The organism is Pseudorhodobacter sp., assembly GCF_034675685.1.
In the GTDB taxonomy this organism is placed as follows: domain Bacteria; phylum Pseudomonadota; class Alphaproteobacteria; order Rhodobacterales; family Rhodobacteraceae; genus Pseudorhodobacter.
On the sequence record NZ_JAUCDA010000016.1, the window covers coordinates 502,711 to 527,519 of the forward strand.

The window sequence follows — 24,809 nt, forward strand, 5'->3', positions numbered from 1 at the left end:
CTTTGATTATGTGCAGCAATGCACGGAGTTGTTTGGTTTTCCTGTTTGTAAGAACCGAATTTTTCCCTATAGTTGAGCCGTATAATGGGTCGGCGGCGAAAAGATCGTTGACGCGCATGGGGGTATAAACGGATGATCCGTTCGGAATTGATCCAGAAGATCGCGGATGAGAATCCGCATCTGACGCAGCGCCATGTTGAGCGTATCGTCAATACGGTGTTTGAAGAAATCATCGAGGCCCTGTCGCGCGGCGACCGGGTTGAGCTGCGCGGATTTGGCGCCTTCTCGGTAAAGGCGCGAGATGCGAGAACGGGGCGTAACCCAAGGACGGGCGAATCGGTTCAGGTCGAAGACAAGAAGGTTCCCTTCTTCAAGACCGGCAAGCTGCTGCGCGACCGGCTGAACAGTAGGTAAGGGCCCAATATGATTCGGTATCTGCGTTATGTGTTGCTTGTTACTTTGGCGATTGTTTTGCTGACAGTGGCGATTGCCAATCGTGCCCCTGTAACCCTGAACGCATTGCCGCCGGATATGGCTGCTTTTGCCAGCCTGCATTACACGCTTACAATTCCGCTTTATCTGGTCATTTTTGCCGGGATCATTGCCGGGCTGATGATCGGGTTTGTCTGGGAATGGTTCCGTGAACACAAGCACCGCGCAACGGCAAGCAACCGCGCCCGCGAAATCGCCCGGTTGGAGCGAGAGCTGGCAGCCCTGCGGCGCAGCGCGCCTGCACCGAAAGACGATGTTCTGGCCCTGCTGGACCGCCCCGCAAAAGCGGGCTGAGATATGGCAGATATCAGGGTTAAAATTTGCGGCCTGCGCAATGAGGCGGATGTCGCGGCGGTAGTTGCGGCGGGGGCAGCCTATGCCGGATTTGTGTTCTTTCCCAAATCTCCCCGCCATCTGACCACCGATCAGGCGCGCCTTTTGGCCTTTGCCGCCCCCCCCGGACTGGCCAAGGTTGGACTGACGGTAAACGCTGATGACGCGACGCTTGATAGGATACTGGAAGCGGTTCCGCTTGATATTTTGCAGTTGCACGGCACCGAGACGCCGGACCGGGTGGCCGAAATCCGCGCGCGTTATGGCCTGCCGGTGATGAAGGCGGTGGGCGTGGCGGATGAAGGCGATTTGGCCGCGCTGATTGACTATTCGCTGGCCGCCGACCAGATTTTGATTGATGCCAAGCCGCCCAAAGGGGCCGATTTGCCGGGCGGCAACGGTTTGGCCTTTGATTGGCGTTTGCTGGTGGGGCGCAAATGGTTGCGTCCGTGGATGCTGGCCGGGGGGTTGTCGCCGCAAAACGTGGCCGAGGCCATTTTGCTGACAGGGGCGCGGCAGGTGGATGTGTCTTCGGGGGTTGAAAGTGCGCCGGGGGTAAAGGATGCGGCCTTGATCGCCAGTTTTGTAAAGGCTGCACAATGATCCGATGGCGAGAGGCGCTGCGCGCGGATGTTCCTGCCATCGTGGCGCTGCTGCGTGAAGACGCGCTGGGCCAGTCCCGCGAAACCGCTGAGATGGAGGACTATTTCGCCGCTTTCGATGCGATGTCCTATGAATATGGCAACAGCCTGATTGTCGGTGAGACGGACGGGCGCGTGATGGCAACCTATCAGCTTACCTTCATCACGGGGCTGTCCCTGCGCGCCAGTCGCCGGGCGCAGGTGGAATCGGTGCGGGTTTCGGCCAGGCTGCGCTCGGAAGGGGTTGGTGCCGCGCTGATGCGCGATGCGGAAATGCGGGCCACCCATGCGGGCTGTACCTTGATGCAATTGACCAGCGATAAAACCCGCGATGAGGCGCAGCGCTTTTACGAACGGGCGGGTTATACCGCTTCGCATATCGGGTATAAAAAGCGCCTCGACTGATTTCACCCCGGCAAAATACCTAAAGCGTTTCGCCTTGACCCTCGTGCCGCTATCACGGCCTGAAATCAAAGGTTTCAACGGGTTATGTGAGGGGCTGTGTTTCAAGTTAACGTCGAAACGCTATAATCCGACGCATCCACAGGCAAATCGGCTGGAAGCAGTTTCCAATGCCTGCCACCTGCGCTAAATGGACAGGCGGAACAGTTTGGGGGATACCATGGCCGAGGACGGAATCAACAGCTTCATGACAGGCCCGGATGAGCAGGGCCGCTTTGGCATTTTTGGCGGGCGCTTTGTGTCGGAAACGCTGATGCCGCTGATCCTGGAACTGGAAGCACGCTATGAATTCGCCAAGACCGACCCCACATTCTGGGCCGAGATGGAGGATTTGTGGAAGCATTACGTTGGCCGCCCCAGCCCGCTCTATTACGCCGAACGGCTGACGCAGAAACTGGGCGGTGCCAAGGTCTATATGAAGCGTGATGAGTTGAATCACACCGGGGCGCATAAGATCAACAACGTCTTGGGCCAGATCATCCTTGCGCGCCGTATGGGCAAAACCCGGATTATCGCAGAAACCGGCGCCGGCCAGCACGGGGTTGCAACGGCAACTGTTTGCGCCAAATTCGGGTTGAAATGCGTGGTCTATATGGGCGCGCATGATGTGGAACGCCAAGCGCCCAACGTGTTTCGGATGCGGCTTTTGGGGGCCGAGGTTATTCCGGTAACCTCTGGTCGTGGCACGTTGAAAGATGCGATGAATGATGCGTTGCGCGATTGGGTGACCAATGTGCGCGACACGTTTTATTGCATCGGCACCGTTGCGGGGCCTGCGCCCTATCCTGCGATGGTTCGCGATTTTCAAAGCATCATCGGCAAGGAAGTGCGCTGGCAATTGGCCGAGCAGGAAGGCGAGGGGCGTTTGCCCGATACGCTGGTTGCGGCCATTGGCGGCGGCTCTAACGCAATGGGGTTGTTCTTTCCGTTCCTTGATGACCCGTCGGTGAATATCATCGGGGTCGAGGCAGGCGGCAAAGGCGTGGACGACCGGATGGAACATTGCGCATCGCTGACCGGCGGGCGGCCCGGCGTTTTGCACGGCAACCGCACCTATTTGCTGCAAGATGATGATGGCCAGATTCTGGAAGGGTTTTCAATCTCGGCCGGTCTTGATTACCCTGGCATCGGGCCGGAACATTCCTGGCTGCATGATACCGGGCGGGCGAAATATGTTTCCATCACCGACGCCGAGGCGCTGGAGGCGTTTCAGCTTTCCTGCGCGCTGGAAGGTATTATCCCGGCATTGGAACCCAGCCACGCGCTGGCCCATGTGATGAAAATCGCGCCGGCGCTGCCCGCTGACCATATCATCGTGATGAACATGTGTGGGCGTGGGGACAAAGACATCTTTACCGTGGCCAAGCATCTTGGCTTTGAAATGAAGATTTGACGCCTACGGGCGCCGGGGCTTTGAAAAATGAAAATCTGACGCTTGCGGCCGTTGGGGGGTTACCTTGACGGCCGCAGCCGGGGGATGCCGCCGGGCGGGGTAAGATCATCAACGACCCCCATGCGCAGCCCGCGCCCGATGCGATGCGCAAGGGCCGACCATTGCGCAGCCGTCTCGGCGGGCAGGCGGCGGTGCAGCACAGAATCAAACAGCACCAGCCAATCATCAAACATGCCGGGGCGCACATTGCCCGCGGCGCGGTGTATCGCCATCGGATTGCCATCGTAGCTGCGTTCAAACAAGATTGCGTTGCGCCAGAAACGGGCAATCTTTTCTTCATGCGCGGGCCAATCGGTGACATGGGCGGCAAAGACCGGCCCAAGGCTGGGATGAGCCCGGATGGCAGCATAAAACTCGGCGACAACGCCGGAGATTTGTTCTGCGGTAATGGGAAAACGTGCAAGGGTCATGGGAAATCGCTAAACCTGTGTGGAAACGATGGCAAGGGCTATGCTGTCGCAGGCCGGTTATTGAGGCGCATAGCGCTGTAGAATATCCAGTGCGACAACGTCCAGTGTACGAATATGGGTGGCGGCAAGGTTCACTTGCGGGGCGGCGCCCTCGTGATGGGCCTGCAAGAAACGACTCGCGCAAAGGCACCACCGATCGCCCGGCTTCAACCCTGCAAAGCCAAATTCGGGCCGGGGCGTAGACAGGTCATTGCCCAGATATTTTGACAGTGCCAGAAACTCTGCAGTCATCACGGCGCAGACGGTGTGCCGCCCGCGGTCCTCGGGGCCGGTGTCACAGCACCCATTGCGGAAAAACCCCGTTATCGGCGCGCGGGAACAGCCTTCAAGCGCGCCGCCAAGCACGTTGATGGATGGGTCTTTGGATGCCGTCATGCGCTGTCTCCTGTGATGCCTGTCCAAACTGTAAGGGTTTACAGCCGAAATGCCAGTGTCGGGGGCTGAAATCGTTGATTTGCCCTTGGCGATACAGCAGCGCAATGGGGGGGAAATGGCGATACTGCTGGGACAAAGCGTTTTGCCTAAACGCCTTCCTCACATATTGCGCCTGAAATCAAAGGTTTCAACGCGTTAAACGATGGGCCTTGTTTCAAGGCAAGGACGAACCGCTTTGGCCCCATCGGGCCGATCAGCTTTTCTTGCCTCAGGCCAATGATGTTGCCTGTGATCTATGCAAGAGAGGGCCTGTGCAAGGTCGGATTGCGGGCCCGCCAATCGGCCAGCAGGCGCAGGCTGCGGGTGATAGGGCCAAACGCCAAAGCGCTTGCTGGCCGGTTGGTGAAGGCGGTTGCGCAGGGGGCCGGTCATCTAAACCTGTCGGCCAGCCTTTGCAATGCGGTGCGGGTGTCGGGTTGGGCCTCGGGTTTCGGGGTGGGCTTGGCGCTGGGTAAGGCCGGGGTGGGGGGCGCTGCCGTGCGGGGGGCGCCCCCACCAGAGGCGGGGCGCGGTGCTGCGCCGCGCAGGCCTACAGCGTTGGAAAACTTTGGCCCATCACCTGCGGCCAGATAGGGGGCGCCATCGGACAGCCCGCGCAGCAGGTCCTCAAGCCAGCCCTGATCGGCTTTGGCGAAATCATGCAAGACATAGGCTGCCACCGCATCTTTATGGCCGGGATGCCCGATTCCCAGCCGCACACGGCCATAGGCCTCGCCGATATGGCCATGGATTGACCGGAGCCCGTTATGCCCCGCATGCCCGCCACCTTGTTTCAGGCGCATCTTTCCGGGGGCAAGATCAAGCTCATCATGAAAGACGATCACCTCTGCCGGGGTGATCTTGTGAAATGCCATTGCTGATTGAACCGCCTCGCCCGAGAGGTTCATGAAGGTTTCGGGTTTCAACAAAAGCACCCGTTCAGAGCCTAATCGACCCTCGGCCGCCAGCCCCTTGAACGCCTTTTTCCAGGGGCCAAATCCGTGGTCGCCCGCGATCCGGTCCAGCGCCATGAAGCCGATGTTGTGCCGGTTGCCCGCATATTTCGCGCCCGGATTGCCCAAGCCCACAAACAGCCACATATCGCCCCCTGTTGTCACGCGCTGACCCGCCTTTTAGCAGAGCGGGGGGCGCAATTCAAAACCCTTTGCACGGGCCCTCAAACGCAAAACGCAGGGGCAAAGCCCCCGCGTTCCATCTTGGTTTCCGACGGTGAAAGATTACGCTTCTGCAGCGTCTGCCTCGTCATCCGCGTCAGCACCGGAAGACCGCAAGCCCGACGGAGCCGAAATGTTCGCGATAACGAAGTTCCGGTCAACGCTGGGTTTTGCGCCTTTGGGCAGCGTGACGTCATTGATGTGGATAACATCGCCGATGTTCAGGCCGGTCAGATCCACTGTGATGTGATCCGGAATATCGCCAGCGGTCACTTCCAGTTCGACTTCGTTGCGCACAACAACCAGCGTACCGCCCTTTTTCAGGCCGGGGGCTGCTTCGTGGTTCTCAAAGTTCACATGAATGAACAGTTTGATCAGGCTGGTGCGGCGCAGGCGCATCAGGTCAAGGTGCAACGGAATGTCCTTGACGGGATCGCGCTGAACGTGACGGCAGATCACGCGCACATCTTCCTGGCCTTCAACCTTGAGGTTGAACAGGGTTGACAGGAAGCGGCCTGCCTTCAGGTGCTTGATCAGGTAGTTGTATTTGACGTTCAGCGGTTGCGGGTCAATCCCACCCCCATAAACGATGCCGGGCACCAGTTGATCACGACGAGCTTGGCGGGCGGCCCCCTTGCCTGTCCCCACGCGAACCTCGGCTACAAGATCCGGGATCTCTTTTGCCATTGTAATTCTCCATATGTTAAATCCGCCGCCCTCCAAGGGTGTGCGACGCGACCGCTGGTCTATAGCGGGGAATCAGTGGCGGGGAAAGGTGAAAGTTGCACAATGGCGCCTGTTATCGGGCTTGTGTAAGGGGGGCGCCCGTTCTAGGCCAACGTCTGTAGTATAAGGATATCCGCAATGCCGCCGCCCAACATCCTGATGATCGCGCGCGCGCCACTTGCTGCGTTTGCGGTGATGGGCGTGGCATGGGGCACATTTGCCGCCGTCTTGCCGGACCTGAAAGGGATGCTGGGGGTGGATGAGGCACAGTTGGGTTTGCTGTTGTTCCTGACCCCGGTGACCGCGGTGCTGGCGATGCTTGCCGCGCCCGCTTTTGGCGCGGCGCTGGGCCGCCTTGCCCTGCCGCTTGCCACGGTGATGATGGCGCTCAGTTTTGCATTGCCGGGGATGACGGCATCGCTGCTGCTGTTCCCACTGGCGATGATGGCCTGCGGTGCGGCGACGGGGTTGACCGATGTGCTGATGAATGCGCGGGTTGCGGCCTTGGAAAACACCCATGCGCGGCCCCTGATGAACCTGTGCCACGCGCTGTATTCGCTGGGCTATGCCGTGGGGGCGCTGACCACCGGCGCGATGCGCAATGCCGGGGCAGCGCCGGGGCTGGTGATGGGCAGCCTTGCGCTGCTGGCGCTGCTGCTGTCGTTGTTCACATGGGACAAGGCGGGCCGGATAGAGGGGCTGTCACGGCCCGCGACCAAAGCGGCGGCACGGCTTGGCACATTGCCGTTGATCGGTGGCGCAATCGTGCTGGTGGCCTTCATGACGGAAAACGCGGCTGAAAGCTGGTCGGCGCTGCATATCGAGAAAACCCTGGGGGGCAGCCCTGCCCAGGGCGCGCTTGGCCCTGCCACGCTTGCGCTGACCATGGCAGCAGCGCGGTTGGGGGGGCAGGCGCTGATCCAGCGAATTGCGCCGATACGCCTGCTGCGCTGGGGCGCGGGCGTGGCCAGCATCGGCGCGCTGATCGCGGCCTTGGCGACAAGCCCGGCCATGGCCTATGCCGGGTTCATTGTCATGGGCATCGGCGCATCCGTTATTGCCCCCACCGCCTTTTCATTGGTTGGCAGCAACGCACGGCCAGAGGCCCGCGCCCGCGCCGTGGCCCGCGCCACCCTGCTGGGCTATTTCGGCTATTTCTTTGGCCCGCCGGTTTTGGGCCTGATCGCAGGCAGTTTTGGCCTGCGTGCGGCCTTTGTCGCCACCGCCCTTGGAATATCGCTGGTGCTGATACTTGCCCCGATGATGGCGCGTGCCAAGCGCTAAAGCGCATCGCCTTGAACCCGCCTCACATATCGCGGCCTGAAATCAAAGATTTCAACGCGATATGTGATAGGCCTTGTTTCAAGCCAAGGGCGAAACGCTGCGGCGGTCACGCCACCCAGTCGCCTTCAAAGCCTTTCGGGATCAGCAGGTTCTTGCGCCCCAGCCCGTCAATCGACCGCTCACCCACCAGCCCCATCGTGGTGACCAGCTCTTTCTGGATCAGGTCAAGCGCCTTGGTTACGCCCGCCTCGCCCATCGCGCCCAGACCGTTGATATAGGCGCGCCCGATATAGGTGCCCTTGGCCCCCAGTGACAGCGCCTTCAGCACGTCCTGGCCTGACCGGATTCCGCTGTCCATATGAACCTCGACCTTGTCGCCAACTGCATCGACAATGCTGGACAGCGCCCGAATGGCTGACAGCGCCCCATCCAACTGCCGCCCACCGTGATTTGAGACGACAATCGCATCGGCCCCAACTGACAGCGCGTTGCGCGCATCCTCGGCATCCATCACGCCCTTCAGAATAACCTTGCCGCCCCACATTTCCTTGAACTTGGCGATACGCTTCCAATCCAGGCTTTCGTCAAACGCTTCTGCCGTCCAGGATGACAGGCTTGACGGGTCCGAAACCCCTTTGGCATGGCCCACGATATTGCCAAAGAACCGCCGCTTGGTTTGCAGCATTTCCAGCCCCCACGGCACTTTGGTCATCATATTGGCGATGGATTGCGGGGTCAGCTTTGGCGGTGCCGAAAGCCCGTTTTTCAAATCCTTGTGCCGCTGCCCCATGATCTGCAAATCGACCGTAATCACAATGGCTGAACAATTCGCCGCCCGCGCGCGGTCAAACAAGCGCCGCATGAAATCATCGTCTTTCAGGGTGTACACCTGAAACCAGAACGGCTTGGTGGTGTGTTCGGCCACATCCTCGATTGAGCAGATGCTCATGGTTGACAGGGTGAACGGCACACCGAATTTTTCCGCCGCCTGTGCCGCCAAAATCTCGCCATTGGCGTGCTGCATCCCTGTCAGGCCGACGGGGGCAAGGGCGACCGGCATCGCCACCGCTTCACCGATCATCGTGCTTTGGGTGCTGCGCCCCGACATATCAACCGCCACCTTCTGGCGCAGCCGCAACTGCGCAAAATCAGAGGTGTTTTCGCGAAAGGTCTGCTCGGTATAGCTGCCGCTTTCTGCGTAATCATAAAACATCTTGGGCGTCCGCTTTTTATGCAGTCGCTTCAGGTCTTCAATACAGGTGATCACTGGCATGGGGCGCTCCGGTAGATGTGGTAAAGTATTTTTACCAATAAGGGGGTGCATTGCAACGAAAATGCGAGGGCGACGCGCGGCCGCTCAGACTGTGTGCAGATACAGGTCAAAATCCACTTCTGATACGGTGCGCGCGACCCGCGCATATTCTGCCGCCTTGATGGCAACAAAGGTGCGGTGCATATCCTCGCCCAAGGCATCGCGCAAAAACTGCGAGTCCCGCGCCGCCTCGATCGCACCGCGCCAATCGACCGGCATATCGCCGGCCTCGGCCCCCTCATAGCCGTTGCCGGTGGTTTCCGGCCCCGGATCAACACGATGCGCAAGCCCGGCGCGAATGCCCGCCAAGACGGTGGCAGCCACCAGATAGGGGTTGGCATCCACCCCTGCAGGGCGATGCTCGATCCGCCGCGCCTTGATGTCACCCGCCGGAATGCGCAAGGCAACCGAGCGGTTGTTCACCCCCCAGGACGGGCTGACCGGGGCATAGGATTGCCCGACAAACCGCCGCCAGCTATTGCCATGCGGCGCGAATACCAGCATCGATTCCGCCATCGTCGCCCGCAGGCCCCCCAGCGCGTGCAGAATGGTCGGTGACCATTCGCCCTCGACCGCCTCGACAAACACATTGTGTCCGGCCTTGTCCAGCATCGACACATGAAAATGCATGCCCGAGCCTGCGTATTGCTCTACGGGTTTGGCCATGAAACAGGCCGTCACGCCATGGCTGCGCGCCTGCGCCCGCACGATCCGCTTTAGCCGCATCAGATCATCAGCGGCCTGCATAACGTCGGTCCGGTAATGCAAGGTCAGCTCATATTGCCCCGGCGCATATTCGGAAATCATCGTCTCGGCCTTGATCCCCGCCGCCGCTGCCCCGGCGTAAATATCAGAAAACAGAGGCAACATGCCGTGCAGATGATCGACTGAATACACTTCGGTCTTGGCACTCGCGCGCCCGTCCAGCACATCACGCGCGGGCTGCATCTTGCCATCGGGCCCACGCTCATTGGCCAGCAAAAAGAACTCCAACTCAAACGCGCCCGCCGGATACATCCCTTCGGTGGCCAAAGCATCAACCTGCCGCTGCAAGGCGTGGCGCGGGTCCGAGGTCATCGGCTTGCCGTCCAGATCATACATGCACATGAATACTTCGGCGCGCGCGGGCTTGGTGCCATGCAGCGGCACCAGACTGCCTGGCACCGGCCAGGCCCGCAAATCGCCGTCACCCTGATCCCAGATCAGGCCGGTTTCATGCACATCCTCGCCGCAAATATCCAGCCCCATGATCGAGATCGGCAGATGCCGCCCGGATTTGTAAAACCCCAGCAATTCGTGCCGCCGAATGATCTTGCCACGCCCCACGCCATTGGCATCATGCAACACCAGATCAATCGCTTCGATCTCGGGGTGGGCAGCCAAAAACGCCTCCGCCTCGGCCACGCTTGATCCCGAAGGGCTTACATCCTGTTTCACTTGTGCCATAGCAACGTCCCTTTTTTGTTCGTCTTTCTGTTCGGCCTAAATATCCCGGGGGGAATCCGGGGTACCCGGATGGGGGGCAGCGCCCCCCTTTGCCCGCGCGGCATGTCTTGTGGTGCAACCCGTCAATCAAACAGCTCCGCCAACACCTCGACAAAGGCGCCGATCAACCGATCCACCTGCCGCTTTTTTGTCATCGGACTGATCAGCATCATATTGTGAAACGGCGCAATCAGGCAGCCCCGGTTCACAAGCCCCAGATGCAACGCGCGTTCCACCGGCGGGCATTGTGCCGCCAGGGCTTGCGATCCGTTGCGCAACGGGCCGGGGGCACAAATGAATTCTACCCGCGCGCCAACCCGCACCACATGCCAGGGGGCCGATACCCCGGTGATCGCAGCGGCCAGCCCTGCCTCCAGCCGTGCGGCCAGCTTTTCCATATGGGCATAGGCCTTGCGGGTCATCACCGCGCCCAGATTTGCGCGCAGAGCGGCAAATTGCAGCGGGTTGCCCGACAGCGTGGTCCCCATACCGGAATGGCCGGGCGTCCGGGTCAGGTCATACGCAACAAAGCGGCGCGCAACCTCGGGGGCAAGCCCCCAGGCAGCACAGGCCACACCGCCCGCGATGGATTTGCCAATGACAAAGATATCGGCCTGCAATCCGTTGCCCCGCGCCCAGCCACCCAAACCGCTGGAAACCGTATGGGTTTCATCTATGATCAGCAGCGTGCCAGCGGCATCACAGGCCGCCCGCACCGCCAGCCAATAGCCGGGATCGGGCAAGACCATGGCGCAATTGGTCATCACCGGCTCGGCCAGAACTGCCGCCACATCGCCTGCGGCCAAAGCCGCCTGCAGGGCCGCAATGTCATTGAACTCTACCGCTACGGCATGGGCGGCGGGGTTGGCGACCTGGCCCACCATGCCCGCGCGGGTCACGGTCTGGCCATCTGCCAGTGCCACCATCACATCCTCAACCGTGCCGTGATAGCAGCCGTTGAACACCAGAATTTTGGGCCGCCCGGTTACCGCCCGCGCCACGCGAATGGCGCAGCGGTTGGCATCGGATGCCGTGGTGGCAATCTGCCAGCGGAAATTGCCAAAGCGTTTGGTCAACAGCCGCCCCACTTCCAGCGCATCGGGTGAGGGCAGCATATAGGTCAGCCCGCGCCTTGCCTGCTGTGCCACGGCTTTGGCAACGGGGGCAGGCGAATGGCCAAACAGGCTGCCGGTGTCGCCAAGGCAAAAATCATCAAGCCGGTAGCCATCCACATCGGTAATCCGCGCCCCCTTGGCGCTTTCCACCAATAGCGCAAAGGGCATCGGCCAATCGCGCATCCAATGCATCGGCACACCCGCCAGAAACGCCCCATCGCCCGCCGCAAGGGCGGCTTGGGTGTTGGGGCGGCTTGCGGCAAAGCGGATGGCTTCGCGGGTTGCAAAGTGGCGCAGGCGGTCCGTCTCTATTCCGGCGATCAGCGTGGTCATATCGGCCCCCATCTTTGCGGGCCTCAGCCGACCCGCGTCATTTCATTCAGTGCTGGTCATTCGGTAGCGGGCTGTCTCGGCCCCCACATCAGGCCTTTGCCCCAGAGCCCTGCGGCACGGATCAGCCGCGATGGGCGCCAGCGGCAAGCGCGGCAACGCGCGCCAGCACCTCGGCCACGGGTTTGCCATCGGCGATATCCTTGACGATCGCGGACCCAACCACGCAGCCATCGGCGATGCCGGCAATCGCCTCGGCCGCTTCTGGCGTGGTGATACCAAAGCCGACAATCACCGGCAGGTCGGTTCTGGCCTTGATCCGGGCCACTTCGGGGGCGACATCGGCGGCCTCGGGGGCCGCGGCCCCGGTGATCCCGGTGATTGACACATAATACACAAAGCCAGACGTATTTTGCAGCACCTTCGGCAGGCGTTTGTCATCGGTGGTGGGCGTGGCAAGCCGGATAAAGTTGAGCCCCGCTTTTTGCGCCGGAATACACAGTTCTTCGTCTTCTTCAGGCGGCAGGTCAACAATGATCAGCCCGTCAATCCCGGCGGCTTTGGCCTGTGTCAAAAACAGATCCGGGCCGCGCGCATAGATCGGGTTGTAATAGCCCATCAGAACGATTGGCGTGATGTCATCATTCTTGCGAAACGCCGACACCATCGCCAGCGTTTTGTCCAGTGTCATCCCGCCTTCCAGCGCGCGTTGCCCGGCAAGCTGGATTGTGGGGCCATCCGCCATCGGGTCGGTGAAGGGCAGACCGATCTCGATAATATCGACACCCGCACCCGGCAAACCCTGCATCACCGCAAGCGAGGTTTCAACATCCGGGTCCCCCGCCATGATATAGGAAACAAAGGCCTTCTTGCCCGAAGCTTTCAGGGCGGCAAATTTCTGGTCAATCCGTGTCATGGTGGCGTCCTTATAGGTGTCGTCGCCCGGTTTGCCCAAAGCCGGGCCGGAAATCAATGGCCGTCAGGTCCGATTGGGCCTCTGCATCCTTCAATCTGTGCGAAACAGGCCTGGGCCGGGCCAAACCCTGCGATCTGATGGCGGTCTGGCCGCGTAATAGCGGCGTTGTGAACCCCTGCGGCGGGGCAGGCCTTGCGCCTTTTGCGCGCAAATCTTCGCTGTGAAAGGCCTGTCTGCCAAGCGCTGTGCTTGCAGCCTGCCCATAATTCAGCCTATGAGGGCCAGGACATTGGATGGAGATATGACATGGGCTTTCGCATGGGAATTGTCGGCTTGCCGAATGTGGGTAAATCAACCCTGTTCAACGCGCTGACCCGCACGGCAGCGGCGCAGGCGGCAAATTTTCCGTTTTGCACGATAGAGCCGAATGTGGGTGATGTTGCCGTGCCGGATCCGCGGCTGGAAAAGCTGGCCGCGATTGCCGGGTCCAAGACGATTATCCCGACGCGGATGACCTTTGTGGATATCGCGGGTTTGGTGCGGGGTGCCAGCAAGGGCGAGGGGCTGGGCAACCAGTTCCTGGCCAATATCCGCGAATGTGATGCGATTGCCCATGTTTTGCGCTGCTTTGAAGATGATGACATCACCCATGTCGAAGGCAAGATTGACCCGGTGGCGGATGCCGAGACGATTGAGACAGAGCTGATGCTGGCCGATCTGGAATCGATTGACCGGCGGCTTGCCAACCTTGCCCGCAAGATCAAGGGCGGCGACAAGGAAGCGGGCGATCAGGTGCGTTTGCTGAAGCAGGCGCAGGCCGTGCTGGAAGAAGGCAAACCGGCGCGCTCGGTCGCGGTGGCCGAGGATGATCTGCGCAACTGGCGGCTGTTGCAGCTTTTGACCTCAAAGCCGGTGCTGTTTGTTTGCAACGTCGAGGAATCCTCGGCCGCGCAGGGCAATTCCCAATCGGCGCGTGTGGCGGAAATGGCCGCGAAACAAGGCGCCGGGATGGTGGTTATTTCGGCGCGGATCGAGGAAGAGATCAGCCAGCTTGATGCCGAGGAAGCCAAGATGTTTCTGGGCGAGATGGGGCTGGAGGAAGCGGGCCTGGATCGGTTGATCCGCGCGGGTTATGAGCTGCTGGGGTTGCAGACCTATTTCACCGTCGGGCCGAAAGAAGCGCGGGCCTGGACGATCACAAAAGGCACGCTGGCGCCGCAGGCCGCCGGGGTCATTCATGGCGATTTCGAGAAAGGGTTCATCCGGTCCGAGACGGTTGGATATGATGATTATATCGCCGGCAATGGCGAGGCCGGGGCCAAGGAAGCGGGCAAATTCCGGGTTGAGGGCAAGACCTATCTGGTGAAAGACGGCGACGTGCTGCACTTCCTGTTTTCTGGCTGAGGTAATGGCGGCTGCACGGCTTGCAGGCCGCGCAACCGCCATGGAGCGCGACGAATTTACCCTTCCTCGACCTGATCAAGATAGGCGGCGTAGCCCTCGGCCGCCATTTCAGCGCGGGGGATAAAGCGCAGGCTGGCAGAGTTGATACAATAACGCAGGCCACCCATGTCACGCGGGCCGTCGTTGAAAACATGGCCAAGATGGCTGTCACCATGGGCAGAGCGGACCTCGATGCGGGTCATGCCAAGGGTGGTATCGCGCATTTCCTTGACGTTTTCGGTGACAATCGGTTTGGAAAAAGAAGGCCAGCCACAGCCGGAATGGAACTTGGCCGAGGAGGCAAACAGCGGCTCTCCGGACACGATATCGACATAGAGGCCCGGCGCAAAATGGTCGTCATATGCGCCGGTATAGGGGCGTTCGGTGCCGTTTTCTTGTGTGACACGGAATTGCTCGGGTGTCAGGCTGGCAAGGGCTTTGGGGGTTTTGGCATAGGTCATGGTTCTGTCCTGCGGTCGGGTGAAGGGCTGGCTATAACCTAGGGGCTGGCGTTGGATTGTCCAGAGGCGGGCCTGTTGGGCGGTCAAAGCGGCAAACGGGCTTGACGCGCGGCCAAACCGGCGTATCCAATCGGGTACAATGATCAAAAGCCAGATAACCCTGAAACAGCTAGAAGCCCTGGTCGCAGTGGTCGACCTTGGGTCATTTCGCAAGGCAGCAGCGGCTTTGGGCACGACACAGCCCAACATCTCGAACCGGATTGCGACGCTGGAGGCCGGCCTGGATGTGATTGTAATGCACCGCGACGCCGGGTCGGTACGGCTGTCCGAGCGGGGCAAGGCGCTGGTGGCGGCGGCCCGCAAGGTGTTGTGGGATGCCGAGGCGTTTTTGGAGGTGGCAGAACGGCAAGATCTGGTTGCTGACCGCTTGCGGCTTGGGGTGACGGAACTGGTTGCCTGCACCTGGCTGCACCCGTTCTTGCGCCGGTTCCGTGCGGTGTACCCCGCCGTCGCGGTAGAGCTGGAAGTGGGATTGTCGGCCGAGGTGGAAAAGAAACTGGCGACCGGCCAGCTTGATCTGGCGCTGCAAACCGGGCCGTTTGCGTATGAAACCGCAGCGGCGCTGGCCTTGGGAACCTATCGCTATATCTGGGTTGCAACGCCTGCATTGGTGCCGCGGGGGGCGGTGAAAACGCCGCTGGGTGATTTGCTGAAAACCCCGGTTCTGATCCATGCCAAGCATACGCTGGCGGCCCGTGCGCTGCTCAAGCTGACCGAGGCGCGCAAGCTGGCGACCGATCAGATCGTCTATTCCAACAGCCTTGCCTCTTGCGTGCAGATGGCGATTGACGGGATGGGCGTTTCGCTGTTGCCCGCGGCATTGGTGCGCGACCAGATTGCATCAGGGCTGTTGGCCGAGGTTGCGGTCGACTGGCTTCCGGAACCGCTGGAATTTTACGCCCGGTTTGACCGCGCACGGGTGCCGCGCTTTGTGGAAGTGGCGGCAGAATTTGCGGTGGAAACAGCGCAGGCGCGGCGCGATTAGATCACAAAAATTTATCGGCTATAGTAATTTTAAGAATTTGTATTGATGTGCATCACATGCGAGGAGTCTGCAACAGATTGATTCCTTGCCTGTGCCTTTGCCCCAGCGCGATTGCCAGCGTCAGACAGTGAAGTGGAGAGAACCCGAATGAAAGCAGCAACCGTGCGTCTTGGGGTCGATATTGGCGGCACCTTTACCGATGTCGTTCTGGAAAAAGGCGGGGCGCAGTTTTCGACCAAGGTGCTGACAACCTATGCGGCACCTGAAAATGCGATCATTGACGGCATGGCGCAGGTTTGTGCCAAAGCCGGGGTGTCGCCGGGTCAGATTGGGCAGATTATTCACGGCACGACGCTGGCCACCAATGCGCTGATAGAGCGGCGGGGGGCCAAGACGGCGCTGATCACCACCGAGGGCTTTCGCGATGTGATCGAGATGCGGACGGAGTCGCGGTTTGAGCAATACGACCTGAATCTGGTGCTGCCAGAACCGCTGCTGGCGCGGCAGATGCGCTTTACCCTGCGTGAGCGGGTGAACGCCAAGGGCGAGGTGATGATTGCGCTGGACCGTGCCGAGGTTGAGGCCGTGGTGGCGCAGATTGCCGAGGCCGGGTTTGAAAGCGTGGCGGTGGGGCTGATCCATTCCTACCTGAACCCCGCGCATGAGCGGATGATCCGCGATGTTCTGGCCGAAAAGCTGCCCGATGTCGCGGTGTCCATCTCGGCCGAGGTCAGCCCGCAGATGCGCGAATATGAGCGGTTCAATACCGTGGTTGCCAATGCCTATATCAAGCCGTTGATGGCGTCATACTTGGGGCGACTGGAAGGGCGGCTGAAGGATGAGGGCGTGGATTGCCGGATTTTCCTGATGCATTCGGGGGGCGGGATTATTTCTATCCAGAATGCGGCTGATTTTCCGGTGCGGTTGGTTGAAAGCGGGCCTGCGGGGGGCGCGGTGTTTGCTGCCCATATCGCAGGGCGCTATGGGTTGGACAAGGTGCTGTCGTTTGACATGGGCGGGACCACGGCCAAGATTTGCCTGATCAAGAACCAGACGCCAAAAACCAGCCGGGTGTTCGAAGTGGCGCGGACCTATCGGTTCAAGAAAGGCTCTGGCATGCCGATTTCGATTCCGGTGATTGATATGGTCGAGATTGGCGCGGGTGGTGGCTCGCTGGCGCATGTTGACTCTATGCGCCAGATCCGGGTCGGGCCGGAAAGTGCGGGGTCCGAACCGGGGCCAGCCTGTTACGGGCGCGGCGGCGACCGGCCTGCGGTGACCGATGCCGATTTGGTGCTGGGAAAGCTGGACGGTGACAATTTCGCGGGCGGCTCGATCACGCTGCATCCTGCGGCGTCAAAGGCGGCGCTGGGCGCGCATGTTGGCGATGTGCTGGGCATGGAGGCGGTTGAAGCCGCCTTTGGCGTGGCCGAGGTGGTGGATGAAAATATGGCCAATGCCGCGCGGGTGCATGCGGTGGAAAATGGCGAAGACCTGTCGGATTATACCATGATTGCCTTTGGAGGTGCGGCGCCCCTGCATGCCGGGCGCTTGTGCGAAAAACTGGGGGTCCGTCGGTTGATCGTGCCGCCGGGGGCAGGGGTGGGTTCGGCCATCGGGTTCTTGCGCGCGCCGTTCAGCTTTGAGGCGAACCGTTCGGTCTATATGAAGCTGAGCAATTTCGACGGGTCGCGGATCAAGGATCTGTTGACCGAATTGCGCGATGAGGCCACGGGGTTTGTGCGCACCTGTGATGCGGTCAGCCCGATCTTGGCGGAATTCAAGGTTTATATGCGCTATTCCGGGCAGGGCTGGGAAATTCCGATCACCCTGACCGAGCGCCAGGCGATGAACCCTGACGGCGCAACCTTTCTTGCGCGGTTCGAAGAAGATTACACCAAGCTGTTTGGCCGCACGGTCGCGGGGATGGATGTAGAGATTACGGTGTGGTCGGTGAATGCCACAACACCGCCGGAAACCGTCGCGCGGATTGACGTGACGGACGATGCGGCGGCGGCAGATTTGACAGGCGCGCGGCAGGTATTTGATGCCGCCACCGGCGCTTTTGTAACGGCGCATGTGGTGGAACGGGCAGGGCTGGCGGCAGGGCAACGGGTGCCGGGGCCGGCGGTGCTGGTAGAGGCTGAAACCACGATCATCGTGCCAGCCAGTCGCGATGCCATTTGTCAGCCAGACGGCTGCATCGACATCGTGTTGAAAGGGTGAAGGGGATAATCATGGCCAAAGAACATTCAACCGTCGCCTATCAAGTGATGTGGAACCGCCTGATTTCGGTGGTCGAAGAACAGGCGCAAGCCCTGGTGCGCACCGCGTTTTCAACAAGTGTGCGCGAGGCGGGCGATCTTTCGGCGGGGGTCTATGACACGCATGGCCGGATGCTGGCGCAGGCGGTAACAGGCACGCCGGGGCATGTGAACGCCATGGCTGATGCTGTGGCGCATTTTATCCGCCGCATTGGCAGGCAGAATATGTTTGCGGGCGATGTGTATCTGACCAATGACCCTTGGGAAGGCACTGGGCATCTGCATGATATCACCATGGTCACACCGTCCTTTCACAACGGATTGCTGGTAGGTTTTTTTGCCTGCACGGCGCATATTGTCGATATCGGCGGGCGCGGCTTTGGCGCGGATGCGGCAAGCGTTTATGAAGAGGGGCTTTATATCCCCATCATGAAATTCGCTGAACGCGGCACGGTGGATGAAACCCTGGTGCGGATCGTGCGCGGCAATGTGCGAGAGCCGGATCAGTTGGTCGGCGATATGTATGCGCTGGCAACCTGCAATGAAATTGGCCACCGCCGCCTGATTGAGATGATGACCGAGTTTGGCCTGACCGATCTGGAGGGGATTGCGACGTTTATCCTTGAAAATTCGCGCCGCGCCACGCTGGAGCGGATTGCGGCGCTGCCGCGCATGTCGGCGGATGGCGAGATGACGGTAGACGGGTTTGACGTGCCGATCACGTTGAAGGTCAAGGTGACCGTACACGAAGACCGGATTGTTTCGGATTTTACCGGAACGTCAGGGGTGGACAAGAAGGGCATCAACTGCCCGCTGGTCTATACCAAAGCCTATGCCTGCTATGCGCTGAAAGTGGCGATTGCCCCCGAGATTCCGAACAACCACGCCTCTTTGTTGCCGTTCGAGATTGTGGCCGAGGAAAATACCATCGTGCATGCGGTTCATCCCGCGCCGGTAGCCTTGCGCCATATCATCGGGCATTTTGTGCCGGATGTGGTGTTCAATGCCTTTGACAAGATCGTGCCGGGGCTGGTGCCCGCCGAGGGCGCCGGCTGTCTGTGCAACTTTCAGGCCAGCTTGCGGCCCCGCAGCGATGGGCCTGCACCGATCGGTGCGCGGCGCTCAGAGGTGTTGACGTTCAATTCCGGTGGCTCGGGGGCGCGGCCGGGTTTTGACGGGCTGAACGCAACGGCCTTTCCGTCGGGCGTGATGACAATGCCGATCGAGGCGACAGAACATGCCGGGCCGGTGATCATCTGGCGCAAGGAGTTGCGCCCCGACAGCGGCGGTGCGGGCAAAACGCGCGGCGGGCTGGGGCAATATATGGAAGTCGGCGCGATGGAAGGCTATGAGTTCGACATCCAGGCGATGTTTGACCGTGGCCAGCATCCGGCGCGGGGGCGGCGCGGGGGTGGCAGTGGTGGGCAGACCACGATTGTTCAGGATGACGGCACCGCGATGCGCGTCAAGGGCAAGCAGTTTGTGCCCCATGGCCGCCGCGTGTTGATGGCATTTCCTGGCGGTGGCGGTTACGGTGCCGCGGGTGATCGTGACCCGGCTTTGGTGCGGCGCGACCTTGCGCGGGGCTATATCTCGGCCAAGACCGCAGAGAGCGACTATGGGATGAGCCGGGCGCAGATTGAAGCCGTTCAAGAGGCCATACGCAAGGGGCATGACGTGTGATGACAAACCTGCGCAAGCGGCCCGCGACTGTGGAAAAAACGGGCACCCTTTAGCGTTTCGCCTTTGACTTGAAGTAAGGCCTATCAAATCATGCTTTGAAATCTTGATTTCAGGCAGCGATATATGCGCAAGGTTTAAGGCGAAACAGTTCAATGCACGTTGCGTTTAAATGGTTTCGTGCTCTGCGGTTTTGAAGGAATTGTCGCATTCGGCCTTGGTGAAGCGGCCACCAGCGCGCCAGAGAGGTTTTCGCAAGGGCCTGCCGCCGCCCTGCAGATCAAAGCCTTGGGGTTGGCGGGGGCCACTTAACCGGGTTCAGGCCGGGGCTAAATTGCTTGCCCAGACGCCTTGCTGCCCAAAACCGCCGTGCAACCGGTGGGGTGGTGCAACCGGCTGCCGGTTTGCGGCAGGAACATGCCCAAGATGTCAGGGATTCAGAAATCAGTTGGCGCCCCGCCCTCTTGTTTGCGTTTGGCCACAAAACGGATCAAGTCTTCGCGGTGGTCGCCGTTCATTTCCGGCGGCTCAAACTCGGCCATGATCTGCTTGAAAACGCCATGCGCCCGCTCATGGGTCCAAACCCCGCCGTCTTGCTCCCAAGCCTCATAATTGCGCCAATCCGCAACCATCGGGGCATAAAACGCTGATTGATAACGGTCTTGCGTGTGCTGGCAGCCAAAATAATGCCCGCCAGCGCCAACCTCTTTGATCGCGTCAAAGGCAAGGTCTTCGTCAGCGGTGGCAAAGGTCGCTTCTTCGAAATAGCGCTGGATCATTTGCAGGACTTCACAATCCATGATGAATTTCTCGGGGCTGGCGATCAGCCCGCCTTCGAGCCAGCCCGCTGCATGATAGACCATATTGGTTCCGCTTTGGACCGCCGCCCACAAACTGTTTGACGTTTCCCACATTGCCTGTCCATCCGGCACATTCGCCGCACAGACCCCTGACGACCGCAACGGCAGCTTGTAAAACCGCGCCATCTGCCCCGTCATCTGCGTGGCGCGCATATATTCCGGGGTTCCAAACGCGGGCGCACCCGATTTCATGTCCACATTGCTGGTAAACGTTCCAATCGCAACCGGGCAGCCGGGGTTGATATATTGCAGCAGCGCAATCGCGGCCAAGGCCTCGGCAATGCTTAACGCCACCGCGCCCGCCATCGTTACCGGGGCCATCGCCCCCGCCAGTGTAAAGGGGGTCACCACCACCGGCTGGCCTCTTCTTGCCAGTCGCATCGCCCCGTCCAGCATCGGAAAGTCATGTTTCAGCGGGCTGACCGAGTTGATATTGGTAAACATCCGCGGTCTGGCGGCAAATTCGTCATGCGACAGCCCGCCCGCAAGCCGGGTCATCTCCATCACATCCTCGACCCGCTCGGCCCCGAGGGAATAGGCGTGCACCACCTTATCCGTGATCGTCAGCTTTTCGAAAAGACACTCCAGATGCCGCACCGAGGGGTGAATATCTATCGGCTCCACCGGGTATCCGCCCGCGATATGGATGCAGTTGAAATATTGCGTCAGCTTCATGAACTCTTTGAACGTCGCAAAATCGCCCGGGCGTTTGCCCCGCTCCATATCCCATGAATTGGGGGGCGAGGAGACATTGACAAACACCATATGCTTGCCGCCGATAATCAGCTCTCGGTCGGGGTTGCGCGGGGTGATGGTAAAGCTTTCGGGGGCGTGGCCCAGCATTTCCATGATGAAATCTTCGCGCATGCGCACGTTTTCGCCATTCACGCGGCACCCGGCCTTTTGCAAAATGGCCAGGGCATCGGGGTTCAGGAACTCAATCCCGATCTCGGACAATATCCGCATGGCCGCGCGGTGAATTGCCTGCACACCCTCGCCGTCCAGCGGCTCTATCGGCCGGTCAGGGTTGACGGGCAAGCGCCACGGCATCTGATCGACCGATGCGGTGCCCGCGCGCGTTTTATTGCCTGCCCGCCCCCCGGCCCTGCGGCGTCGTCCTGCATCTTCGGTCATGGCAGCCACTCCGTGAAAGCTTCCGTTCAACAGAAGCATGGCCGATGCAGGCCGGGATTGGACACTCAAACCACGACATGAAAGTGTCGTTTTTTTGCCGGCGGCTTTATTGGGGCGTCGTCACCCCATCAATCCAGGCCCCCAAAACGCCAATATCGGGCAAGATCACGTCGGCAAAGGGGCGCAATTCCTCAGCCTCGGCGATTCCGGTCAATACGGCAACGGTTCGCATGCCCGCCGCCCGCCCGGCGATCAGGTCGTGGCAACTGTCGCCGACCATCACCGCGCGGGTCGGGTCAATGCCGGTTTGGCGGGCAAAGGCAAGGCACATACCCGGCCCCGGCTTTGGGCCATGACCGGAATCGTAGCCCGCCACAAAATCGAACAGATCCAGTACCCCATGCGCCAGCAGATGCGCGCGGGCCGGGGCCTCGGTGTCGTTGGTGGCCAGCCCCAGCGTCAGCCCCCGGTCACGCAAGGCCCCCAAAACCGGGCGCAACGGCACTGCGGGGGCCATCACCGCATTTTGCGCCAAGGCGTTCAACTGCGCGACAAGTGCGCGCTGGTTCTGGCCCGGCAAATGCGGCAACAGCGCTGCAGAGATTTCTTCGGCAGTCGCTGCAATGACCGGGCTGTCGGGGTGAAAATCCTGGCGGTCCGGGTAATAGCCAATGGCAGCGGCAAGGATCGCGGCATGGGCCTGATCCTGGGCGATCTGCTCCAGCAGCCGGGCAGTCCACGCCCCCCAGCTTTGCCGGAAATCGAACAACGTCCCATCCTTGTCAAACACCACCCCGTCAATCATCGCGCGCCCCCAATGCTGCATTGCTGCTGCAAGATGGCCGGAGCGTCAGGGAAATGCAACGCTAAGTCCAATTCATCTGCTCACCGCCCGGCAAGGCCGCGCGCGCCTGCATCGGGGCGGTGTAGGGCAGGTTGACGGCATCACAAAAAGCGATGACCCAGGCATCATCCATTACCAGAAAATCAAGCACCGAGCCAAGAAAGGCCGGCTGTTTCGCGCTTGCCGCCAAATCGGTCACCGATGCGCCGGTCGCACCCAGGAAAACCGGAAACAAATCTTCGTTTCCGGCCAACCAGCCCAAGGCCTGCAAGGCAATTGTTTCGGCGCTTTCTTGCCTGTTCACTGGCTGAACCTTTCGTGCTTTGGGGCAAATCACCCGGTTGTGACCTGTTTGTTAGATTTCACCACAAATTGGAAAGAAATTCTTAACCATATCACTGGAAGAATGGATCATGTGGTTTTTACCGAAATGTGAGTTGTAGCAAAATGTCTGGCAAAATTCTGATTGTGGATGATGTTGCGACCAATCGCATCGTATACAAGGTAAAACTTGGTGCTGCGTGCTATGCACCCATCCTTGCGGCAGATGGCAAGACCTGTCTTGCCTTGGCGCGGCAGGAAAAGCCGGACCTGATATTATTGGATCTGGTCTTGCCCGACATGCCGGGAACCGAGGTTCTGCGGCGATTGCGCGCCGACCCTGCAACGGCTTCGATCCCCGTTGTTGTTTTTTCAGCCGAGGGTGATGCCGCCTCTCGTCTGGCCGCGCTTGCGGCGGGGGCTGATGAGTTTTTGACAAAATCCTGTGATGATCAGACCTTGCTGGCCCGCTTGCGCAACCTGTTGCGGGAACATGAAGCGATTGCCGAATTGGAAAGCGGTGGGGCCCCGATCCGCGCCTTGGGGTTTGCCGAGCCGGTTTCGGGATTTGAGATGCCCGGCACGATTGCCCTTGTCACTCACCGCCCCGAAACAGCCCTGCGCTGGCGCCGTGATCTGGAGCCGCAAATGCCCGACAAGATGATCTTGATCTCGCGGGAGGTGGCCTTGTCCGAGACGGCCCTTTCCCCCGTGCCCGATGTGTTTGTAATTGAATATGATCTTGCTGACCCGCTTGGCGGGTTGCGGCTGATGTCTGAACTGCGGAGCCGGTCGCAAACCCGGCATGCTGCGATTTGTATCGTCAAGCAAAATGATGGCAGTGGTGGCAAGGCATTGGCGTTTGATCTCGGCGCAAACGATGTCGTTTACGCGACCGAAGATCCGCGCGAAATCGGACTGCGGATCAGCCGTTTGCTGCAACGCAAGCGAACCACCGACAAGCTGCGCGCCTCGGTGCGGGATGGCTTGCGACTTGCGGTCATTGATCCGCTGACCGGGCTTTTCAACCGGCGTTATGCCGTTAGCCAATTGGCCGATATTGCTGCGCAGGCCAAGGATGCACGGCAAGCCTTTGCTGTGATGGTTGTGGATTTGGACCGTTTCAAAGAGGTCAACGACCATTTTGGCCATTCTGCTGGCGACGCTGTTCTGACCGAGGTTGCACGCCGCCTGGCCGCGAATATCCGGCACGGCGACCTGTTGGCGCGGATTGGCGGCGAAGAGTTTTTGATTGCGCTTCCGAATACCAACCTGGCGATGGCTGGGCCTATCGCACAACGGCTTTGCCGTTCGGTACAAGAAGAGGTCTTTGCGGTTCCTGGTTTTGCGCCGCTTGGCCTTACGGCCTCTATCGGTCTGGCAATCTGCGATCCTGGCGTCTCCTGGGCGAACGAGCCGGTTGCCGCCGTGATCGACCGCGCCGATCAGGCCTTGTTGATTGCGAAGTCAGGCGGGCGCAATCAGGTCACCATCAGCAAGAATGCGGCCTGATTGGGTTTGGCGCTTTATTGGCACCGAACCACGGTCATATCAGGCCATTTCTTATTGGGTTTGGCCGTATCTTTTGCGTTAGACCGTGCCTGCGGCAGATCAAAGGCAGTCGCATCATTTGTCATTGCCGCGCGGCGGTTTTGGCCGCTGCAGGCGCCGCATAAGGGATGCCTCCATCCGATCCGCAACTTGCTGCCGCTCGGCACCAGACATGCTGGCTAAATAGTCCAGCACAACCTCTTGCCCCTTGACCTGCCGGGCCGCAACGCGGGCCGCCCCGGCGTCCAGCGTCAATCGCAGCGCCTCGACATCAAAGGGCTCGGCGCGCAGCAGCGTCAGCATGGTTTGCAAATCGTCACGCATTTTTTGGCGCTCGGCGCGCATATTCGGCTTGGCTTGCACATAGGCTTGGCGCAGCGTCTTGCGGTCTTCTTGTGAAAACGCCTCGGTAAACAGGCCAAAGCCAAGATCCCGCGCGGCCAAATCATGCCTGTCGTGCCCAAACCGGCCCCAGACGGCCCCGCCCACGATGCCCGCAACCGCCAAATTCAAGGCGAGTGAAACGAACAGCACAGCCTTGCCCCAGCGAAAAGGCGGTTTTGATGGCTTTGGCAAGGATGTTTTAAGGGGGGTCATC

The 24,809-nt window shown here is 60.2% G+C and carries 24 protein-coding genes; 11 read left to right on the forward strand and 13 right to left on the reverse strand.

Annotated features, from left to right (window positions below):
* The first annotated feature begins 132 nt into the window (after positions 1–132).
* From ihfB to trpB, 5 genes are all read left to right on the forward strand, one after another.
* Positions 133–414 (forward strand): integration host factor subunit beta, encoded by a 282-nt coding sequence (gene ihfB, locus VDP61_RS13870; protein ID WP_323007449.1) that lies wholly within the window; start codon positions 133–135, stop codon positions 412–414.
* Between the two features lie 9 nt (positions 415–423).
* Entirely contained in the window at positions 424–786 is a 363-nt protein-coding gene (locus VDP61_RS13875; protein ID WP_323007450.1) for a LapA family protein, read from the forward strand.
* Positions 787–789: 3 nt separating this feature from the next.
* Positions 790–1,428 carry a phosphoribosylanthranilate isomerase gene (locus VDP61_RS13880; RefSeq protein WP_323007451.1) on the forward strand — a complete coding sequence of 213 codons (639 nt, stop codon included), beginning with the start codon at positions 790–792 and terminating at the stop codon, positions 1,426–1,428.
* A complete protein-coding gene (locus tag VDP61_RS13885) occupies positions 1,425–1,871 on the forward strand; it encodes a GNAT family N-acetyltransferase (RefSeq protein WP_323007452.1) in 447 nt (148 codons plus the stop codon). The genes VDP61_RS13880 and VDP61_RS13885 overlap by 4 nt, the downstream gene beginning before the upstream one ends.
* A gap of 217 nt (positions 1,872–2,088) precedes the next feature.
* The gene (gene trpB, locus VDP61_RS13890) at positions 2,089–3,321 is read left to right on the forward strand and encodes a tryptophan synthase subunit beta (protein WP_323007453.1); all 1,233 of its coding nucleotides are present in this window, start codon (positions 2,089–2,091) and stop codon (positions 3,319–3,321) included.
* Between the two features lie 59 nt (positions 3,322–3,380).
* Here trpB and VDP61_RS13895 read toward each other — a convergent pair whose 3' ends face one another.
* From VDP61_RS13895 to VDP61_RS13910, 4 genes are all read right to left on the reverse strand, one after another.
* A complete protein-coding gene (locus VDP61_RS13895) occupies positions 3,381–3,791 on the reverse strand; it encodes a group III truncated hemoglobin (protein WP_323007454.1) in 411 nt (136 codons plus the stop codon).
* A 57-nt stretch (positions 3,792–3,848) separates the two neighbouring features.
* Positions 3,849–4,226, reverse strand: coding sequence for a DUF2237 domain-containing protein (locus VDP61_RS13900; protein ID WP_323007455.1), 378 nt, complete (start codon positions 4,224–4,226; stop codon positions 3,849–3,851).
* A gap of 428 nt (positions 4,227–4,654) precedes the next feature.
* Positions 4,655–5,365, reverse strand: coding sequence for an aminoacyl-tRNA hydrolase (gene pth / locus VDP61_RS13905; RefSeq protein ID WP_323007556.1), 711 nt, complete (start codon positions 5,363–5,365; stop codon positions 4,655–4,657).
* Positions 5,366–5,503: 138 nt separating this feature from the next.
* Positions 5,504–6,127 (reverse strand): 50S ribosomal protein L25/general stress protein Ctc, encoded by a 624-nt coding sequence (locus VDP61_RS13910; RefSeq protein WP_323007456.1) that lies wholly within the window; start codon positions 6,125–6,127, stop codon positions 5,504–5,506.
* A 177-nt stretch (positions 6,128–6,304) separates the two neighbouring features.
* On the opposite strand from VDP61_RS13910, the gene VDP61_RS13915 reads away from it, so the two are divergent.
* Positions 6,305–7,450: an MFS transporter gene (locus VDP61_RS13915; RefSeq protein ID WP_323007457.1), complete on the forward strand. Its 1,146-nt coding sequence runs from the start codon at positions 6,305–6,307 to the stop codon at positions 7,448–7,450.
* Between the two features lie 106 nt (positions 7,451–7,556).
* Here the strand turns inward: VDP61_RS13915 and VDP61_RS13920 are convergent, their stop codons facing one another.
* The 4 genes from VDP61_RS13920 to trpA form a co-directional block, all read right to left on the reverse strand.
* Positions 7,557–8,723: an alpha-hydroxy acid oxidase gene (locus VDP61_RS13920; RefSeq protein ID WP_323007458.1), complete on the reverse strand. Its 1,167-nt coding sequence runs from the start codon at positions 8,721–8,723 to the stop codon at positions 7,557–7,559.
* A gap of 84 nt (positions 8,724–8,807) precedes the next feature.
* On the reverse strand, positions 8,808–10,208 hold the full coding sequence (locus tag VDP61_RS13925; protein ID WP_323007459.1) for a glutamine synthetase family protein: 1,401 nt from the start codon (positions 10,206–10,208) through the stop codon (positions 8,808–8,810).
* A gap of 122 nt (positions 10,209–10,330) precedes the next feature.
* Positions 10,331–11,695, reverse strand: a complete 1,365-nt coding sequence (locus tag VDP61_RS13930; protein WP_323007460.1) for an aspartate aminotransferase family protein — start codon at positions 11,693–11,695, stop codon at positions 10,331–10,333.
* Between the two features lie 121 nt (positions 11,696–11,816).
* Complete coding sequence (trpA, locus tag VDP61_RS13935; RefSeq protein ID WP_323007461.1) at positions 11,817–12,608, reverse strand: tryptophan synthase subunit alpha; 792 nt, start codon at positions 12,606–12,608, stop codon at positions 11,817–11,819.
* A 306-nt stretch (positions 12,609–12,914) separates the two neighbouring features.
* Here trpA and ychF point away from each other — a divergent pair, with 306 nt between their 5' ends.
* Positions 12,915–14,012, forward strand: a complete 1,098-nt coding sequence (gene ychF / locus VDP61_RS13940; RefSeq protein ID WP_323007462.1) for a redox-regulated ATPase YchF — start codon at positions 12,915–12,917, stop codon at positions 14,010–14,012.
* A gap of 56 nt (positions 14,013–14,068) precedes the next feature.
* Here the strand turns inward: ychF and msrB are convergent, their stop codons facing one another.
* Positions 14,069–14,512, reverse strand: coding sequence for a peptide-methionine (R)-S-oxide reductase MsrB (gene msrB, locus VDP61_RS13945; protein WP_323007463.1), 444 nt, complete (start codon positions 14,510–14,512; stop codon positions 14,069–14,071).
* Positions 14,513–14,651: 139 nt separating this feature from the next.
* Here msrB and VDP61_RS13950 point away from each other — a divergent pair, with 139 nt between their 5' ends.
* The 3 genes from VDP61_RS13950 (at position 14,652) to VDP61_RS13960 (ending at position 19,504) form a co-directional block, all read left to right on the forward strand.
* Complete coding sequence (locus VDP61_RS13950) at positions 14,652–15,557, forward strand: LysR family transcriptional regulator (protein WP_323007464.1); 906 nt, start codon at positions 14,652–14,654, stop codon at positions 15,555–15,557.
* Positions 15,558–15,704: 147 nt separating this feature from the next.
* Complete coding sequence (locus VDP61_RS13955) at positions 15,705–17,783, forward strand: hydantoinase/oxoprolinase family protein (RefSeq protein WP_323007465.1); 2,079 nt, start codon at positions 15,705–15,707, stop codon at positions 17,781–17,783.
* 11 nt (positions 17,784–17,794) lie between these two features.
* Positions 17,795–19,504 carry a hydantoinase B/oxoprolinase family protein gene (locus VDP61_RS13960; RefSeq protein ID WP_323007466.1) on the forward strand — a complete coding sequence of 570 codons (1,710 nt, stop codon included), beginning with the start codon at positions 17,795–17,797 and terminating at the stop codon, positions 19,502–19,504.
* A gap of 434 nt (positions 19,505–19,938) precedes the next feature.
* On the opposite strand, the gene VDP61_RS13965 is transcribed toward VDP61_RS13960, so the two are convergent.
* From VDP61_RS13965 to VDP61_RS13975, 3 genes are all read right to left on the reverse strand, one after another.
* On the reverse strand, positions 19,939–21,495 hold the full coding sequence (locus VDP61_RS13965; RefSeq protein WP_323007467.1) for a trimethylamine methyltransferase family protein: 1,557 nt from the start codon (positions 21,493–21,495) through the stop codon (positions 19,939–19,941).
* A gap of 106 nt (positions 21,496–21,601) precedes the next feature.
* Positions 21,602–22,300, reverse strand: coding sequence for an HAD family hydrolase (locus VDP61_RS13970; RefSeq protein WP_323007468.1), 699 nt, complete (start codon positions 22,298–22,300; stop codon positions 21,602–21,604).
* A gap of 61 nt (positions 22,301–22,361) precedes the next feature.
* Positions 22,362–22,643: a DUF3572 domain-containing protein gene (locus tag VDP61_RS13975; protein ID WP_323007469.1), complete on the reverse strand. Its 282-nt coding sequence runs from the start codon at positions 22,641–22,643 to the stop codon at positions 22,362–22,364.
* A 143-nt stretch (positions 22,644–22,786) separates the two neighbouring features.
* Between VDP61_RS13975 and VDP61_RS13980 the strand changes: the two genes are divergently transcribed.
* On the forward strand, positions 22,787–24,172 hold the full coding sequence (locus VDP61_RS13980; protein ID WP_323007470.1) for a diguanylate cyclase: 1,386 nt from the start codon (positions 22,787–22,789) through the stop codon (positions 24,170–24,172).
* A gap of 114 nt (positions 24,173–24,286) precedes the next feature.
* Here VDP61_RS13980 and VDP61_RS13985 read toward each other — a convergent pair whose 3' ends face one another.
* Positions 24,287–24,808 (reverse strand): periplasmic heavy metal sensor, encoded by a 522-nt coding sequence (locus VDP61_RS13985; RefSeq protein WP_323007471.1) that lies wholly within the window; start codon positions 24,806–24,808, stop codon positions 24,287–24,289.
* Position 24,809 lies beyond the last annotated feature (1 nt).